Annotated in this window: 12 protein-coding genes and 1 pseudogene; 8 read left to right on the forward strand and 5 right to left on the reverse strand. The window is 64.2% G+C overall.

The window, feature by feature from the left end; translation table 11 throughout:
• Positions 1 to 67 precede the first annotated feature (67 nt).
• The gene (locus NMB96_RS02240; protein WP_255086118.1) at positions 68 to 1,942 is read right to left on the reverse strand and encodes a GGDEF domain-containing protein; all 1,875 of its coding nucleotides are present in this window, start codon (positions 1,940 to 1,942) and stop codon (positions 68 to 70) included.
• 392 nt (positions 1,943 to 2,334) lie between these two features.
• Here NMB96_RS02240 and NMB96_RS02245 point away from each other — a divergent pair, with 392 nt between their 5' ends.
• Both NMB96_RS02245 and NMB96_RS02250 read left to right on the forward strand, forming a co-directional pair.
• Positions 2,335 to 3,426, forward strand: a complete 1,092-nt coding sequence (locus NMB96_RS02245; RefSeq protein WP_255086119.1) for a DUF1615 domain-containing protein — start codon at positions 2,335 to 2,337, stop codon at positions 3,424 to 3,426.
• Between the two features lie 175 nt (positions 3,427 to 3,601).
• Positions 3,602 to 5,926 (forward strand): S9 family peptidase, encoded by a 2,325-nt coding sequence (locus tag NMB96_RS02250; protein WP_255086120.1) that lies wholly within the window; start codon positions 3,602 to 3,604, stop codon positions 5,924 to 5,926.
• A gap of 246 nt (positions 5,927 to 6,172) precedes the next feature.
• Here the strand turns inward: NMB96_RS02250 and NMB96_RS02255 are convergent, their stop codons facing one another.
• Both NMB96_RS02255 and NMB96_RS02260 read right to left on the reverse strand, forming a co-directional pair.
• Positions 6,173 to 8,143 (reverse strand): alpha/beta hydrolase family protein, encoded by a 1,971-nt coding sequence (locus tag NMB96_RS02255; RefSeq protein WP_255086122.1) that lies wholly within the window; start codon positions 8,141 to 8,143, stop codon positions 6,173 to 6,175.
• A gap of 150 nt (positions 8,144 to 8,293) precedes the next feature.
• On the reverse strand, positions 8,294 to 8,629 hold the full coding sequence (locus NMB96_RS02260; protein WP_255086124.1) for a DUF3817 domain-containing protein: 336 nt from the start codon (positions 8,627 to 8,629) through the stop codon (positions 8,294 to 8,296).
• Between the two features lie 150 nt (positions 8,630 to 8,779).
• Here NMB96_RS02260 and NMB96_RS02265 point away from each other — a divergent pair, with 150 nt between their 5' ends.
• The 4 genes from NMB96_RS02265 (at position 8,780) to NMB96_RS02280 (ending at position 12,184) form a co-directional block, all read left to right on the forward strand.
• Positions 8,780 to 9,436 carry a YiiX/YebB-like N1pC/P60 family cysteine hydrolase gene (locus NMB96_RS02265; protein ID WP_255086126.1) on the forward strand — a complete coding sequence of 219 codons (657 nt, stop codon included), beginning with the start codon at positions 8,780 to 8,782 and terminating at the stop codon, positions 9,434 to 9,436.
• Positions 9,429 to 10,394: an alpha/beta hydrolase gene (locus NMB96_RS02270; RefSeq protein WP_023905240.1), complete on the forward strand. Its 966-nt coding sequence runs from the start codon at positions 9,429 to 9,431 to the stop codon at positions 10,392 to 10,394. Before NMB96_RS02265 ends, NMB96_RS02270 begins: the two co-directional genes overlap by 8 nt.
• Positions 10,395 to 10,456: 62 nt before the next feature.
• Complete coding sequence (locus NMB96_RS02275; RefSeq protein ID WP_023905241.1) at positions 10,457 to 11,398, forward strand: CPBP family intramembrane glutamic endopeptidase; 942 nt, start codon at positions 10,457 to 10,459, stop codon at positions 11,396 to 11,398.
• 324 nt (positions 11,399 to 11,722) lie between these two features.
• Complete coding sequence (locus NMB96_RS02280; RefSeq protein ID WP_043889465.1) at positions 11,723 to 12,184, forward strand: DUF4126 family protein; 462 nt, start codon at positions 11,723 to 11,725, stop codon at positions 12,182 to 12,184.
• 89 nt (positions 12,185 to 12,273) lie between these two features.
• Here the strand turns inward: NMB96_RS02280 and NMB96_RS02285 are convergent, their stop codons facing one another.
• Positions 12,274 to 13,248: a glutathione S-transferase family protein gene (locus tag NMB96_RS02285; RefSeq protein ID WP_183086639.1), complete on the reverse strand. Its 975-nt coding sequence runs from the start codon at positions 13,246 to 13,248 to the stop codon at positions 12,274 to 12,276.
• A gap of 171 nt (positions 13,249 to 13,419) precedes the next feature.
• Positions 13,420 to 13,836 (reverse strand): annotated as a pseudogene (locus tag NMB96_RS02290) (SPFH domain-containing protein); the annotation flags it as partial.
• A gap of 193 nt (positions 13,837 to 14,029) precedes the next feature.
• Here NMB96_RS02290 and NMB96_RS02295 point away from each other — a divergent pair.
• Both NMB96_RS02295 and NMB96_RS02300 read left to right on the forward strand, forming a co-directional pair.
• Entirely contained in the window at positions 14,030 to 15,616 is a 1,587-nt protein-coding gene (locus NMB96_RS02295; protein ID WP_023905245.1) for an SDR family NAD(P)-dependent oxidoreductase, read from the forward strand.
• 192 nt (positions 15,617 to 15,808) lie between these two features.
• Positions 15,809 to 16,438, forward strand: a complete 630-nt coding sequence (locus NMB96_RS02300) for a GntR family transcriptional regulator (protein ID WP_255086128.1) — start codon at positions 15,809 to 15,811, stop codon at positions 16,436 to 16,438.
• Positions 16,439 to 16,563: the final 125 nt, after the last annotated feature.

Raw genomic sequence — 16,563 nt, forward strand, 5'->3', positions numbered from 1 at the left:
AGCGCGACTGCAGACCCCAGCGATTTAAAAAGCGCGATTCGCAAATACGCGATCGACGCACGCACGCTCAGCACACCGCCCATTGATCGCGCCCTGCAGTCTTGGCTGCATACAACGCAAGATCGGCCTGGCTCAGCAGCACGTCCAGCCCGGTGGCGGCGGTGACACTGACCGCGCCCATGCAGAACCGCACCGGCTGGTCTGCCGGCAGGCCGGGAATCTGGATGGCGGCCACGGCGCTGCGCAGGCGCGCGAACACCGCAGGAATTTCTTCCGCGTTGCAGCCCGGCAATACCAGCAGGAATTCTTCGCCGCCCAGGCGGCCCAGGCGATCCTGCGTGCGCAAAGCCAGCTTCGAGGCGCTGGCGAGTGCCTTGAGCACCGCATCGCCGGTGGCGTGACCGTGCACATCGTTGATCAGCTTGAAGTGATCCAGATCGATCAACGCCAGCATGCACGGGATCTGCGAGCGCAACGCTTGCTCGATCTGCTGTTGCGCTTCAGAGCGAATGGCGCGGCGATTGGGCAGGCCGGTGAGTTCGTCGCGCATCGCCAGCCGCGACAGCTGACGGCGATGGCGCGCACCGAAGGCCAGCACAACCAAGGCGCCCAGCAACAGCAGGCAGGCCGCACATAGCGCGATCCATAGCGTGCGTTGGCCGGCTTCGCGCGCCTGCAAGGCCAGTTGCGCAGTCTCGCTGCGGCGGCGCAGCTCGGCGGTTTCGGCGCCACGGCGGGCATCTTCGTAGCGCGCCTGCAAGCGCAGCATCACGGTGTCGCGTTGGCGGTCCAGGCTTTGTGCGCGCAGCGTGTTGGCGCGCTGTAGTTCCTGGTACGCCTCGGCATGGCGGCCTTCCGCTGCCAGCGCCTGGGCAATGGCATCGAGCAGTTGTGCACGCCGGCTCAAGGTCAGGTTCGGGTCGTCCGCCGCCCTGGCCGCGATGATCTCGGCCCCCAGACTGTCTGCCTTCAACACCGTCAATGCCTGCAGCAACACCGCATGACACGCGGCGATACGACCAACATTGCCTTGTTTCTGCATCAGCGGCAGTGCCTCGCGCGCCATTGCCAGTGCCGCATTCGCATCGCCGGTTTCGCTCAGGGCTTCGCTGGCGCTGGTCAGTGCCGCGGCCACGCCGGCCTGATCGCCGAGCTCGCGGCTGAGCGCCAGCGCGCGCTTGAAGTGCAGCAAGGCGGCCTCGGGTTGCTGCGCGGCCAGCGAAGTGCCGTACTCGTATTCGATCAGGCTGCGCTGGAAGCGTGCCGGCTGGCCGTGCAGGCGCGTCAGGGCATGCTGCAGATAATCTTCGGCTTCGCTGTCCTCTGCCATGCGCCCACCGACACGGCTGGCCAGCGACCCCAGCTGGGTCAACGCGTCCAGCTCCAGGCTCAAGGTGTGCTCGCGTACCGCACACTGGTAGCTGGCCTGCGCCGCCTTCCATGCTTCATCGCTGCTGCTGGAGGCCAGCATGCTCCACATGTCGACCGCTTCCACTTCGCACAGCAGATCGTTGCGACCCAGTGCCCGCGCCCGCTGACGCAGGTCTTCCAGCCGCGTCACCATGCCGCGATTGGGATTCTCGCGCACATCGCTCAGTGCCTGCACGGTATCCAGCCACAGCTGCGCCTGCGCGGCGTTGCCATGCAATTGCTCCAACACGGTACGCGCCTGGCTGAGCACCAGCTGGCGATGATCGTTGTCTTCCAGCGAGATCAGGATGCGCGCCTGGGCCAGCAAGGCCCAGAATTGCGCGTCGGCGTCGCCATTGCTGCGCGCCTGCTGCAAAAAGGTCTGTGCGGTCTGCAACGCGGCCTTGGGGTCGTCGATTGCGGCCGATTCGATCGCCTTCCACGGCTGCGGCTGCGCCCACACCACCGCGCTGCTCAGCAGTAATGCGATCCCTGCGAAGACCCGTTGCCAGCGTGCCGCAAGAAGGCTCATCGGCGACTCATGACGGCGACAAGGCACAACGCGCCGGGACCGTGACCACGGCGACACCTCCGACCCGAACCGGGCTTGCTGGTTGCTGCGGCATTTCAGGCACTCCCATGGGTGGACAGCGGTGGAATTGGGCAAGGTCGGCGTCTGCTTGAACGCGACATCGATGCAGCAACCTCTGCAATGATGAGCGGCAGGCATGCCAGGCACCGTGATCGCGACGTTCCTGATCGAGCTCGTTATCGGCCTGATCGCACCTGGCTTGAATCGGAGCGACCGACGCAGCGAGCTGCCGGCATCCCGTGTGTGCCGGTGTATGCCGGTGTCTGCTGATCCCTGTCCGGCAGCGACGTAAACTGCCGCACGGCAGCCGCCGCCCGAGATCTGGAGACACCGTGACATCCTGCTTGCCCCGCCTGCTCACGTTGCTTGCCGTCGCCTTGCTGTCGGCCTGCGCCACCCAGGCCCCGCGTGCGCCGCAGCGCTCTCCGGATGCGGTCAAGGCCGATATCGCCCGGCGCCTGCCGGCCACCCTCACCGATCGCGCCGGCTGGGCCAACGATGTGTATGTGGCGCTGTCCTCGCAGTCGCTGGACACCAGCCCCGAGCACATCTGCGCGGTGCTGGCGGTGACCGAGCAGGAGTCAACCTATCAGGCCAACCCTGTCGTTCCCAACCTGGGCAAGATTTCGCGCGCGGAGATCGACCGCCGCGCCAGTGCGCACCACATTCCCGGCTTCATGGTCGACGCCGCCCTGCGCATCGACTCCCCCGATGGCCGCAGCTATGCCACGCGCATTGCGAGCGCGCGCACCGAGCAGGAGTTGAGCAAGATCTTCGAGGATTTCACCGGCAGCGTGCCGTTGGGCGCGCGCCTGTTCGACGGGCTCAATCCGGTGCACACCGCCGGGCCGATGCAGGTGAGCATCGCGTTTGCCGAGCAGCACGCCGAGCGCTATCCGTATCCACCGGGCGACTCGATGCGCCATGAAGTCTTCAGCCGTCGCGGCGGGCTGTGGTTCGGCACCAGACATCTGCTCGGGTATCCGGCCAGTTACGACGCACTGCTGTACCGCTTCGCCGACTTCAACGCCGGTTGGTACGCCAGCCGCAATGCCGCCTTCCAGGCCGCGCTGAGCAAGGCCAGCGGCATCGCGCTCGCGCTGGACGGCGACCTGCTCACACCCGGCGCCAGCCTGGAGGCACCCGGCGGCACCGAACGCGCCGCACGCGCCCTGGGCAGCCAGCTGGCGATGAGCGACCGGCAACTCCGCCGTGCGCTGGAAGCCGGCGATACGGCCGATTTCGAGGACACCGATCTGTATCGCCAGGTGTTCGCGCTGGCCGAGCGCAGCACCGGCAAACCGTTGCCGCGCGCCGTATTGCCGGGTATCACCCTGGAAAGCCCGAAGATCACCCGCACGCTCACCACCGCCTGGTTCGCGCAGCGGGTGAACGAGCGCTGGAAGCGCTGCATGGGCAAGTAGCCACACGCCCTGCCGCGCGGCACACCCCGGATGTCGGCGCACGTTGCGCCTGTCGCAACGGCTTGGTCTACGGCCATGGCACGACCTATGGCAGAGGCACACGCACCGCCGGCCCAGGTAGCATCAGGGGGCTGCGTCGACCGCATCGACGCGCGCCCCTTCCGACGAGGTCCACATGCTCACACCGTTGCCGATGCGCCACCTGCTCACCGCCCTGGCGATCGCCGCGCTGCCCGCGCTGGCCAGCGCACAGGTCCCCAGCGTGACCGGGGCCGACTACGCCCGCGCCGAGCGCCTCACCAGCTATCTGGCGCAACCGCTGGTCGATCACCAAGCCACGCGCATCGACTGGCTGGACGCCACCCATGTGGTCTATGTCGATCACGATGCCACCGGCAACCGGCTGCTGCAGCTGGATACCGCCACCGGCAAGACCGCGCCGCTGTTCAAGCAGTCCGCGCTGGTCGGCTCGCTCAATACGCTGCTGAAGACCGGCGACAAACCGCTCAAGGCCGACACGTTCGCACCGGTGGTCAAGCGCACCGCCGATGGCCGCTACCGCCTCAACGTCCGCGATACCGCCGTGGTCTGCGACACGCGTGCGCGCTGCGGCAAGCTCTATGCGAAGGACAAGGCAGAGCCGGGCGTGCCGTCGCCGGACAAGCGCAGCGAAGCCTTCATCCGCAACTGGAACCTGTGGGTACGCGATCTGGCCAGCGGCCAGGAAACCCAGCTCACCCGCGACGGCGTGGAGAATTTCGGCTACGCCACCGACAACGCCGGCTGGCAGCACAGCGACAACGCCATCGTTGCCTGGTCGCCGGACTCGCGCAAGATCGCCACCTTCCAGCAGGACCAGCGCAAGACCGGCGACATGTATCTGGTCAGCACCAAGCTCGGGCATCCGGAACTGCAATCGTGGAAATACCCGCTGGCCGGCGACAAGGACGTGACCATGATCGAGCGCGTGGTCATCGACGTGCCCACGCGCAGCGTGCTGCGGCTGAAACTGCCGCCGGATCAGCACCGCTCCACCCTGTGCGACGACGTGAGCTGCTCGCCGGGCCTGTGGGACGATGTGAAGTGGGCGCCGGACGGCAAGACGCTGGCCTTCGCCTCCACCTCGCGCTTCCACAAGCAGACCTGGTTGCGCATTGCCGATGTCGCCACTGGCGAGGTGCGCACCGCCTTCGACGAAACCGCCAAGACCTATTACGAAAGCGGCCAGGTCGCCGCCAATTGGGCGTACCTGCCCGGCAGCAACGAGGCGGTGTGGTTCTCCGAACGCAGCGATTGGGGCCAGCTGTATCTCTACGATCTGGGCACCGGTAAACCCAAGCGCGCGATCACCACCGGTGAGGGCAACGTCACCGAGTTGTTGCGCGTGGACCCGGTGACGCGCACGGCGTGGTTCGTCGGCGTGGGCCGCTCGCCGGGCGTGGACCCGTACTACCAGCAGCTGTGGAAGGTGAGCCTGGACGGCGGTGAGCCGGTGCTGCTCACACCCGAAGTGGCCGATCACCACATTGCGCTCTCGCCCGATGGCGCGCGCTTTGTCGATACCTATTCCACCTCAGTCACCCCGCCAATCACGCTGTTGCGCAATGCCGGCGACGGACGCAGCGTCAGCACGATCGCCACTGCCGACATCACCCGCCTCAAGGCGGCCGGTTGGGTGCCGCCGGAGCCGATCACGGTCAAGGCGCGCGACGGCAAGACCACGTTGTACGGGCTGATGTTCAAGCCCAGCAACTTCGACCCGGCGCGCAAATACCCGGTGATCGATTACATCTATCCCGGCCCGCAGACCGGATCGGTACGTGGCCGCAGTTTCCTTGCCGGCCACGGCGACAATCAATCGCTGGCCGAGCTGGGCTTCATCGTGATCGCCATCGACGGTATGGGCACGCCGTGGCGCAGCAAGACCTTCCACGACACCTGGTACGCCAACATGGGCGACAACACGCTGCCCGACCAAGTCGCCGCGATCAAAGAACTCGGCCAGCGCTATACCTGGTTCGATACCAGCCGCATCGGCATCTGGGGCCACTCCGGCGGCGGCAACGCCTCCACCGCCGCGATGCTGCGCTATCCCGATCTGTTCAAGGTGGCCTGGTCGGAAAGTGGCAACCACGACAACCGCGGCTACGAAGACGACTGGGCCGAGAAGTATCACGGCGAACACATCGTCAACAAGGATGGCACGTCCAACTACGACGACCAGGCCAACGCCGGCCGCGCCGGCAACCTCAAGGGCCGGCTGATGCTGGTGCACGGCACCCTGGACGACAACGTGCCGCCGTATCTCACCTTGCTAGTGGCCGATGCCTTGATCAAGGCCAACAAGAACTTCGACATGCTGATGCTGCCCAACGCCAAACATGGCTATGGCGATCTCACACCGTATGTCACACGCCGCCGATGGGATTATTTCGTGCAGTACCTGCTCGGCGCCACGCCGCCGGCGGAGTATCAGATGAAGCCGATGCCGAGGAACTGAGCGGCGCACAGGCAACACGGTCGCCGGCGCCGCACCAAGCGCCGGCGACCTGCGCACGCTGACGCAGGCACCCTGTCGCGTAGGAGCGGCCCTGGCCGCGATGCCTTACCGATAAATACGCAAGGCATATCAGGCGACATTGCCAACCAGGCACAGCCTTGTCCGGAGCCTGAACATCCCGCACCACCACTACGCTGCTCGGCCACACGTTGCATCCGGACAAAACCGGATGCAACCACCAAGCGCTTACTTCGCCGTGCGGCCGCCCAGCTGCTTGTTCAAGAACGCAAGCAAGCGCGTGTAGTACTCACGCCGATGCGCTTCGGTATAGAAGCCGTGGCCTTCGTTGGGAAAATACAGGGACTCCACCGGCACACCGGCCACTTTCAGTGCGCGCTCCATGCGTTCGGTATGCGTCACCGGCGCGCGCTCGTCCTTGCCGCCTGCAGCCAGAAATACCGGCACCTTGATCTGGCGCGCCAAGGTCACAGGCGAGCGTGCCGCCAAGGTCTCGCGTGCGCCCAGCCAATCACCGGTCCAGTTCTTGGCCCAGCGCGCGCGACTGGCGTTGTCGCGCGCCAGGATGTCCAGGTCGTACACGCCGACGTAGCCGGCAGCGCAGCGGTACAAGCCTGGCTCCCTGGCCACGCCCATCAACGCCGCATAGCCGCCATAGCTGGCGCCGTACATGCAGATGCGCGATGCATCGGCCACGCCCTGCGTGATCGCCCAGTGCGTGGCATCGGTGAGGTCGTCCTGCATGCGCCCGCCCCATTCCTTGGCACCGGCCTGCGTGAACGCACGCCCGTAGTTGGCCGAACCGCGATAGTTGACGCGCAGCACCGCATAGCCAGCCGCAGCCAGCAGCTGGGTGTCGTCATCGAACGCCCACTTGTCAAAGATACCGAATGGCCCACCGTGCGGCATCACGATCAGCGGCAACGGCTTGCCGGGCTCGGCATTCAACGGCTGGGTCAGATAGCCATGCAGCTGCAGACCATCGCGCGCCTTGAAACTCACCTGTTTGCTGGCCGGAACACCATCGGGCGGAAACCATTCGCGGCGGCTGAACACACGGTCCGCACGCTTGCTCACCGTATCGAACAGATAGTAGTCGCCGTTATTGCGATCACTCCACACATAGGCGAGCACGAAGCGGCCATCGCTGGTGGCCGAGGTGATGTACACCGCGTTGTCGTCAAAGGCTTTTTCCAGACTGCGATACAACCGCGCAGTCGGCGCTTTCTCATCGAAGAAGCGGTTGCGCACCCGATCGCTCATGTAGCTCACACCGATCGGCGTGGTGCCGTCCAGATCCTGCAGGATCCGATAGGGGTCGACGGTGTCGTCGTGCAACAGCGGCGTCGACTTGCCGGTAGCCGGGTCCCACGCCACCACCACATTGGTGCCGGTGGCCTGCTCCACTTCCAGATAGGCCTGCGTGCCATCGGCAGAAAAGCCAAGCGGAAATTTGCGATGGTGGCTGGTGGCCGAGTCGTTGATCAACTTCCACGGCGCTTGGTCGTTGTCGCGGTAATACAGCTTGCTGGCGTTTTCCACGTCCGCACCGTGCGCAAACCGGATGCGCCCCTGCCGGTCGGTGACAAAACTGGCGCGGCGCACCGGTGAAGTGGCTACCGTGCTGCGCCGGCGCGTGTAGATGTCCAGCTTGTCGATGCGGATGTTCGGGTCGCCGACGAACGGAATCGACGACACCAGGATGTTGCGTGGATCGCCCGGCAAGGTGTCCAGCATGAAGGTGCCCGGATCCAACTCCATCTTCAACTGCGCACCATTGATCTCATCGTTGGTGCCGTAGGGGCTGGCCAACAGCCGCCCGTTCTTGCCGTCGGCATCGATCGCATGCAATTGGCCGATGGCCATCGGCTCATCGCGCGAGCCCAGCCGCTGCGCCATCGACACCACAATGCGGTCGTCGTTGGCCCACCAGAAATCGTCCACCACGCTATTGGCGCCGCCGGTCACCTTGGCCGTGGCCACTTTGTCTTCGCGCCGCACCACACCCAACACGGTGCGATCTTCCAACGGCATCGTGATGGCGTAATACGCGCCCGAGGGCGAAATCTTGATGCGCTCGAACTGGTCGTTCCTGAGATACGGCGTCAGATCCAGCGGTTCCTGCGGGGTTTGCGCGTGCAACGGCACCGCCATCACGCCTGCCAGCACGGCAGTCGCCACCATCGTCCAATAACGCATTGCTGCACTCCGCTTCTTCCTTGGTATGCCTATGGTGGCAAAGGCCGTTTGCTGAGTCCATGGTCTGGCGTGACATCGGGGGCGTTGCGTAGCGACATGCCGCGTGCCATGCACGGCATTCTCCGCAGTGCCTAGTTTGCCTTGATGCGCTCAGACACCGCTGCGTGTGCGTTGACCCAACAAACCAATGCGCCGAAACCACATCTCCAACGGCACCGTCACCAACGGCGGCAACGCGGCCAACAAGCTCAGCGCCCAGGCCCACCAAGGCCAGCGCAAACGCAACGCGGCAAGTACGCTGACCGCCACATAGAACAGGAACGCGGCGCCATGCAGGCGCCCGAACAGCCACACCACACCCTCGGTGGTGTGTGTGCCGTACTTGAGCAACATGCCGAGCAGCAACCCGGCCCAGGTCAACCCCTCGAAAAACGCAGCCACGGCAAACAGCCGACCCATCGGCGACAACGCAGAAGAAGCACGCATGCAAGACTCCAGACGGACAAGGATTGCCGCGACGCGATGGCGGCGGCGACGCCCGCTGGCAGCTGCATTCTACAGAGCGCTTACCGCATCGGCAGCGCGCCGCCGTTCTTGGCGATAATGGTCGCCCCTTGCATCACCTGCCGGCCGCCCATGCGCACCCTCCTCTTGCTTGCCGTGCTTGCACTGGCACTGCTGCCCGCAACCTCCATCGCAGTGCAGCTACAGGACGGCGATCTGTTGTTCGTCACCGCAGCCCGCACCGGCCTGAGCGGCGCCATTGACGATGCCACCGCCAAGCAGGACGCACCCAGCTTCGACCATGTGGCGCTAGTCGCCCATCAAGGCGACACACAAGTGGTGCTGCACGCCGACGACAAAGGCTCGCGGCAGCAAGCACTGAGCGACTTCGTCGACGAAGCCAACGCCAAGCATCGGCAGATCAGCGTGTATCGGCTCACCGAGCCCTATCGCGCTGCGATCCCCGACGCCATCGCCCAGGCACGGCGCATGCTCGGCAAGCCATACAACGAAACCTACGTGCAGGACGACAACAGCTACTACTGCTCGGATTTCATCGAACGCGCGTTCCGTGCACATCATGTCTTCGCACTGCAGCCGATGAACTTCAAGAACCTGCAAACCGGCAAGATTTCACCGTATTGGACGGATTTCTATCGCAGCAAAGGCATGGCAGTTCCGCAGGGCCTGCCCGGCACCAATCCCAACGACATGGCAAGCGCGTCCGCGCTGACTTACGTTGGCCGCCTGCAAGACGGCCAAGTGCGGCCAGGAGACCACGTTGAGTAAGTTACTGCTGACAGGGCTGTTCGCCTTATTGTTCATTGGCTGCACCGATGCACCGCCAACGCCGCCGGCCAAGCGTGTGGAGCAGCGACCAAAACCGGCTCCCGCAGCAGCTGCAAAAGCCGCGATTCCAGCCAGGCAACGTGGTGAAGGCAAGCCGTATGAAATGGTCGACACTCAGGTCTGGGATGTCCCGGATCCGGCCTCCGGACGCAACTACCAAGTGTTCGTCGCGCTGCCACGCGGCTATGCGGACAACCCGGGTCGTCGCTATCCAGTGCTTTACGCCACCGACGGCGACTACGCGTTTCCGGTGGTGCGACAGATCGCACGCCGCTTGAATGGCGAAGGCCCGGCGATCGAAGATTTCATTCTGGTTGGGCTGTCGTACGCGGTGGGCGATGAGCCGATGCCCGGCCGCCGGCGCGATTACACGCCCACACCCGAGGATGGTGAAGGCGCTCCACCCGTTGCGACACATGGCAAAAGCGCCGCCTACATCGCCTACCTGCGTGATCACGTACTGCCATTCGTTGCCAAACGCTATCGCACCGACGAGCACAAGCGCCTGTACTACGGCCACTCCTACGGCGGCTTGCTGGGCACGCAGATCCTGCTCCAATCGCCCGAGATGTTTTCCGGCTACCTCCTCGGCAGCCCGTCCTATTGGTACGGCAAGCATGCGATGACGGCGCTGGAAGCCGCATCCGCAGCCAAGCGCAAGGATCTCCCCGCGCAGGTCTACCTGTATGTGGGCGAGTACGAACAACGGCGTTACCACCAGAACTACGACATGGTCACCGATGCCCAGGCCATGGTGCGGCGCTTGCGCGCACGCGGCTATGCATCCTTGCAGATCGAACTGGAGGTGCTCAACGACGAAGATCACCTGAGCGTTGCGCCGCGCGGCATCACGCATGGGCTGAAGCATCTGTTGCGTGACAGCGTCTCACCCACCTGAAACCGGGCGCCGCGGCAGCCGCCGCCCTGCCTCACCCACCCACTCTCTAGCAACCACACCACATGGAGTCGTACATGCACGCACCACTGCAACCGGTTGCCGGACGTTCCTTCATCGGGAACGGACCCACGACGCACCAGATCGAACTGGGTGATCGCAAGTTTCTGCACCCTGGGCGCCTGCGTTGGCTCCGCGCGATCGGCTGGGCGGTGGTGTTGCTTGTCGTGGTTGCCACATTGGCGCCCATGGCCGGCAGGTTTGTCGGCGGCCTGTTCCCCAAGGACTCCGGCCCCCTGCAACTGCTCGCCAGCCTTGTCGGTATCGCGGTCGGGCTGGGTGTCTATGTGCTTGCAGTGCGCCTGGCCGAAGGTCGGCGCGCCAGCGAGCTCGCCGTGCGACCGATGCTGCCCCAGGTGATCGTCGGCCTGCTGATCGGTGCGGCCATGTTCGCCACGGTCATGGGCATCATGGCGGTGTTCGGGCTGTACGACATCCAGGCACTGGGCATGGCACCGGCATGGACGGCAGTCCGCAAGGCCTTGCAGGCGGGCGTGATCGAAGAATTGATGTTCCGCGCGATTTTCCTGCGCCTGATCTGGCGCGCGTTCGGTCCCTGGATCGCCTTCGCCGCGTCTGCGGCGCTGTTCGGCTTCGGCCATATCGCCAATCCGCACGCCACGGTCTTTGCTGCGATCTGCATCGCGCTGGAAGCCGGCATCCTGCTGGGCGCGTTCTATGCCTTGACCGGCCGGGTCTGGATGTCGATCGGGGTGCATATCGCCTGGAATTTCACCCAGGGCTATGTCTTCGGTGCAGCCGTGTCAGGGACCGACATGGGTCCGGCGATTGCTCGTAGCACCGCTCGCCCTGGCATCGCCGAATGGCTCACCGGCGGCCCCTTTGGCCCAGAAGCATCGCTGCCGGGCGTGCTGGTGTGCTTGGCCGTAGGCGTCACGGTTCTGTGGATGGCGTGGCGTACGGGCAAGCTTGCAAAGCAACCGTAAGCGCATCGAATGCACCCACCACGCCACTTTGCTCACTGACTGGCGGTACCGGCCGCCATCAGTTTCGGTCAGCGCCAACAGGCTCAAGACCCGGGCGTGTCCCTATCGGTCTGATCGCGCAGTCTGAGCGTCCGCGGTAATCCCACACATCGCGTGACGCCAAGGCCGGCACTGCATGCCCTGCCCAGGTGCCTGCACATTGCGGGCACCACCTTGCCATCTCGCACACATGTGACGTCCTAGGCTTTGCGCTCCCACTCACGTCAGCGCTGGCTGCAGGATCCCAACCTGCATCGACTGAAGCGCATCACTGCAGAGGTCCACATGTCCCTGATTCATTCGATCCTGATGGCCGCGGTTGCAGGCATGCGCTCGATGACACCGCTGGCGGCGGTCGCCAATGCGGCCCGCACTGGCAACCTCCCCGCCAACAACGGCGCACCGAAGCTGCTTGCCAATCCGCTCGCATCGGCCGGCATGCTCGCGCTCGCCGGTGGTGAGCTGGCCGGCGACAAGATGAAGACCGCACCCGACCGCATCGTGCTGCCCGGCATGATCGCCCGCATCGCCACCGGTGTGATCGTCGGCACGGCACTGGCGCCACGCGAGCAACGCGGCATCGCTGCACTGCTCGGCGCTACCACTGCCGTCGCTGCGGCCTATCTCACCTTCAACGCACGCATGCGCGCAATCGAACGCTATGGCCAGACCAGCACCGGCGTAGTGGAAGACGCCATCTCGGTGGGTGCGGCAACGCTGATCATGCGTAGCGCTGCCAAACGCTGAGCATTTGGCAGTACATACGGTTGCCGCAATCGCGCTTCGGTCAACGCGGCAGCGTGCTTGAGCGCGGCGGCGCGCGGCTGGGAGATACATCAACCACCACGCCCATGCGGCGCATCCAGATCCAGCACCGGCCCCACCGGAACGATGCCGGTGGGATTGATCATGTCGTGGCTCTGGTAATAGTGATTCTTGATGTGCTGGAAGTCGACCGTCCCGGCGATTCCCGGCATCTGATAGAGCTCGCGCAGAAAGCCGGACAACTGCGAATAGTCGGCAATGCGCCGTAGATTGCATTTGAAGTGCCCCACATACACAGCATCGAAGCGCACCAGCGTGGTGAACAGGCGCCAGTCTGCTTCGGTAAGTTGCTCGCCGCACAGATAGCGTTGCTGGCTCAAACGCGTTTCAAGCCAATCCAATGTCTCGAACAACGGCACCACCGCCTCTTCGTACGCAGCTTGCGTGGTCGCAAAGCCCGCCTTGTACACGCCATTGTTGACGGTGTCGTACACGCGCGCATTGACCGCATCGATTTGCTCGCGCAACGGCTCTGGGTAGAAGTCGCCGTCTGCAGCGCCAATCTCGTCGAACGCGCTGTTGAACATGCGGATGATGTCGGCCGACTCGTTACTGACCACCGTATTGCGCTCGCGGTCCCACAACACCGGCACGGTCACGCGCCCTGAGTAGTGAGGATCGGCGCTGAGATAGACCTCGTACAGATGCTGCGCATGATGAATCGCATCGCCCACCACACCCGGGCCCTGCGCGAAGGTCCAGCCGTGCTTGCCCATCAGCCAATGCACAACGGAGACATCAATCATCGCCTCCAGGCCTTTCAGGCGACGAAAGATCAACGTGCGATGCGCCCAAGGGCAGGCCAGCGACACATACAGGTGATAACGCCTCGGAGCGGCCTGAAAGCCACCGTCACCGTGCGGCCCTGCACTGCCATCGCGTGTCACCCAGTTACGAAATCGCGACTGCGAGCGTTCGAAACGCCCCTCGCTCTTGTCTGTGTCGTACCAACCGTCTTGCCACTTGCCGTCGACCAACAGGCCCATGGTGTCTTCTCCCACAACAACAGTAAGAACCAACCCTAGCTCACCCGATTTGGAGAGTGCGTGAGCAGCCTTGGTGGCTTGGGCAAACGCACCAAGCCATGCGCTGTTGAATATCGAAGACACACAGCAAGGCAACAAGCGCGTTGGCTTGCCGTCTATCAATACCGCACGCTATTTAGCAATCACAGATGTGCCGGACGGCACCATGTAACACGCCTGCGCCTTTTTGCAGGCCTCTGCATTGAGCTCGGCGATCTGGCTGGCGAGGTACTGCTCAGGCGTCAGCTCCATGCGATTGCGGTAGGCGTTGTCGGCATCCGCCTTGGCGACCTGTTCCTGCTCGCGCTGCCGTTCTGCAGTCGTCGCCTCGACCAAGGTTTTGACTCGCTGCTGCTGCGCAGCGGTGAGATTCATCTGCTGCAACACATCCGGATTGGGACGCGCACGGCCAAGCGTGATGTTCTGGATCTGGATCGGCAGGCCTTGTTGCTTGACCAACGCACTCACGGTGTCCGGATCGCTCATCATCTTGGTCATGTCGTAGCGCTTGACCTGATCGCGCACGATGGAGGCGTACTGGCTGGCGACAACTGCAGTCTGGCCTGGCACCCCATTGGCGTCGACACCCCAGGATCGGCGAAAATAGCCGCCAGCCGGCTGTTCCGGCCTGCTGCAGCAGGGTCCCGGGCCGTCGCGGTCGCTGGTCCAGCTGTCCATCGCGGTCCGCCATCAGCTGCCCGCTGCGTTCGCTTCGCTTTCTGCCGCTCTTTTCGGATCCATCTTGAACACCAACGCCCCGCCCCTGCCCGCCGACGACCTGCCCCTCACCGACCGCCTGCGCGTGGCGCTGGACCTGCTGGAGGCCATCGAGGCCGACCGCAGCGTGCTCGACGCGCTGCCCGAAGCCGACCGCGTGCGCCTACACCAGGTGGTGGCCAAGGTCTATCACCCCGAGCCGAAGGCGCGGCGGCAGCTGCTCAAGCAACGCGAGCGCGAACGGCATCAGGAGAAGGTGCGCAAGGCCGAGGCGCTGCTCGAGCAACGCGGTATCCGTGCGCTGCGGCGCAAACCGGTGTTCAGCACGCCAAACGTCTTCCCGCCGCATGCCGCTGGTCTGCACGATGCGCATAACGGCGAGAACGCAACCGCCACGCCGGAGCCGATGCATTCGCCCGAGCTGCGTCACTGCTATGTGTGCAAGCAGAAGTTCACCCAGCTGCACCACTTCTACGACCAGATGTGCCCGGCTTGCGCAGAGCTCAACTTCTTCAAGCGCACCGAAACCGCCGACCTGCGCGGCCGCGTGGCATTGCTCACTGGTGGGCGGGTCAAGATCGGCTATCAGGCTGGCTTGAAGTTGTTACGCGCCGGGGCCGAGCTGATCGTCACCACACGCTTCCCGCGCGATTCGGCCGCGCGTTATGCGGAAGAGCCGGACTTTGCGCAGTGGGGCCATCGCCTGCAGGTATTCGGCCTGGACCTGCGCCACACCCCCAGCGTGGAAGCGTTCTGCAGCCAGCTGCTGGCCACCCGCGAAAGGCTGGATTTCATCATCAACAACGCCTGCCAGACCGTGCGCCGCCCGCCGCAGTTCTACGCGCACATGATGGCCAACGAAACCGCCGCGCTGGATGCGTTACCCGACACCGTACAAAAGCTCGTTGGTCACTACGAAGGCCTGCGCACGCCCGAGCTGTTGCGCGAAGCCTCGGCCACCGCGCTGCCGGCCGTGCACGGGCGCGGCCTCGCCGATGCCGATGGCCTCACCCGCGCCGCCGAGCTGTCGCAGGTCGCGTTGCTGGACGACGAGCTGGTGGCCCAGGAACATCTGTTTCCCGAAGGCCGTCTCGATCAGGATCTGCAGCAAGTCGACTTGCGCGGCCGCAATTCCTGGCGCCTGCTGATGGCCGAAGTGCCGTCGGTCGAGCTGCTGGAAACACAACTGGTCAACGCCATCGCGCCCTTCATCATCAACGCGCGCCTCAAGCCGCTGATGCTGCGCACACCCGAGCGCGACAAACACATCGTCAATGTCTCGGCGATGGAAGGGCAGTTCTACCGCAACTTCAAGACCACCCGGCACCCGCATACCAACATGGCCAAGGCCGCGTTGAACATGATGACGCGCACCTCGGCGGCCGATTATCAAAACGACGGCATCCACATGAACAGCGTCGACACCGGCTGGGTGACCGACGAGGATCCGGCCGACATCGCCGCGCTCAAGGTGCAGCAGGAACGCTTCCACCCGCCACTGGACATCGTCGACGGCGCCGCGCGCATCGTCGACCCGATCATCCACGGCGCCAACACCGGCGAGCATGTGTGGGGGCAGTTTCTGAAGGACTATGCGCCGACGGATTGGTGAACAAGCCGCAATTTAATCGCAGCTAGATTTGAACAATGGTGCAGGCGCGTTTGCATGGCATGGTGCAGTGATATTGCACCATGCCTGTAATGCTATATCTGCGATGGATTGAAAAAACGCACACGACCGCCCTCGTGCACCTCTGCATTCCATGTACGATCCAGCCATCGTACGCAGACAAGGAGTTCGGCGATGAGTGCGATTCATTCCAAGAGTGCGTTCGTCTATGAGCAGGTCAGACGTGCGCTGCAATCCGGGCGCTACCTGCCCGGTCAACGGATCGATCCAGGCAAGCTTGCTGGCGAATTCAACACCAGCGCTACCCCGGTGCGTTTTGCCTTGTATCGCCTGGTCGGCGAAGGGCTGGTTGCCGATCACGCACGCTATGGCCTGCAGGTGCCGTTGCTCACCGAAGTAGCGTTGCGCGATCTCTACGACTGGATGGAGCGCCTGTTGTCGATGGCCTGCGATATCGGCACGGCACCTGTGCCACGCATCATCATAGCGCCGGAATCGACCACCACGCAGGACGATGTGGTGAAGCAGACCTGGAAACTGTTCGACGCGATCGCGCGCGGCACCTCCCACTGGTCACTGCACCGTGCTGTCAAACAGGCCAACGACCGGCTGGCGCCAATACGCCGTGCCAAACAGGGCATGCTCGACGCGGTCGACGACGAGCTGGTGGCGCTAGAGCATCACTGGCAACGACGCGACTTCGTGGCGTTGCAGTCGGCCTTGCAGGCTTATCACGCACGACGCAAACAGGCTGTGCCACGCATTGTCGCTGCGTTGAACGAGCGTAGCCGCGACACGCGATAGTGCATTGGCTGCCTGTAGCAGCGCTAGGGATGGTCTGATCAACGGCATCGGAGGATGAGCCTAACCACATCGACCAGGCTGACGGCGCTCAGATCCTCGATTTTTTTGCCGTTTCCGGCGCGTTT

It is taken from the genome of Xanthomonas hortorum, from assembly GCF_024339125.1.
Lineage (GTDB): Bacteria > Pseudomonadota > Gammaproteobacteria > Xanthomonadales > Xanthomonadaceae > Xanthomonas > Xanthomonas hortorum.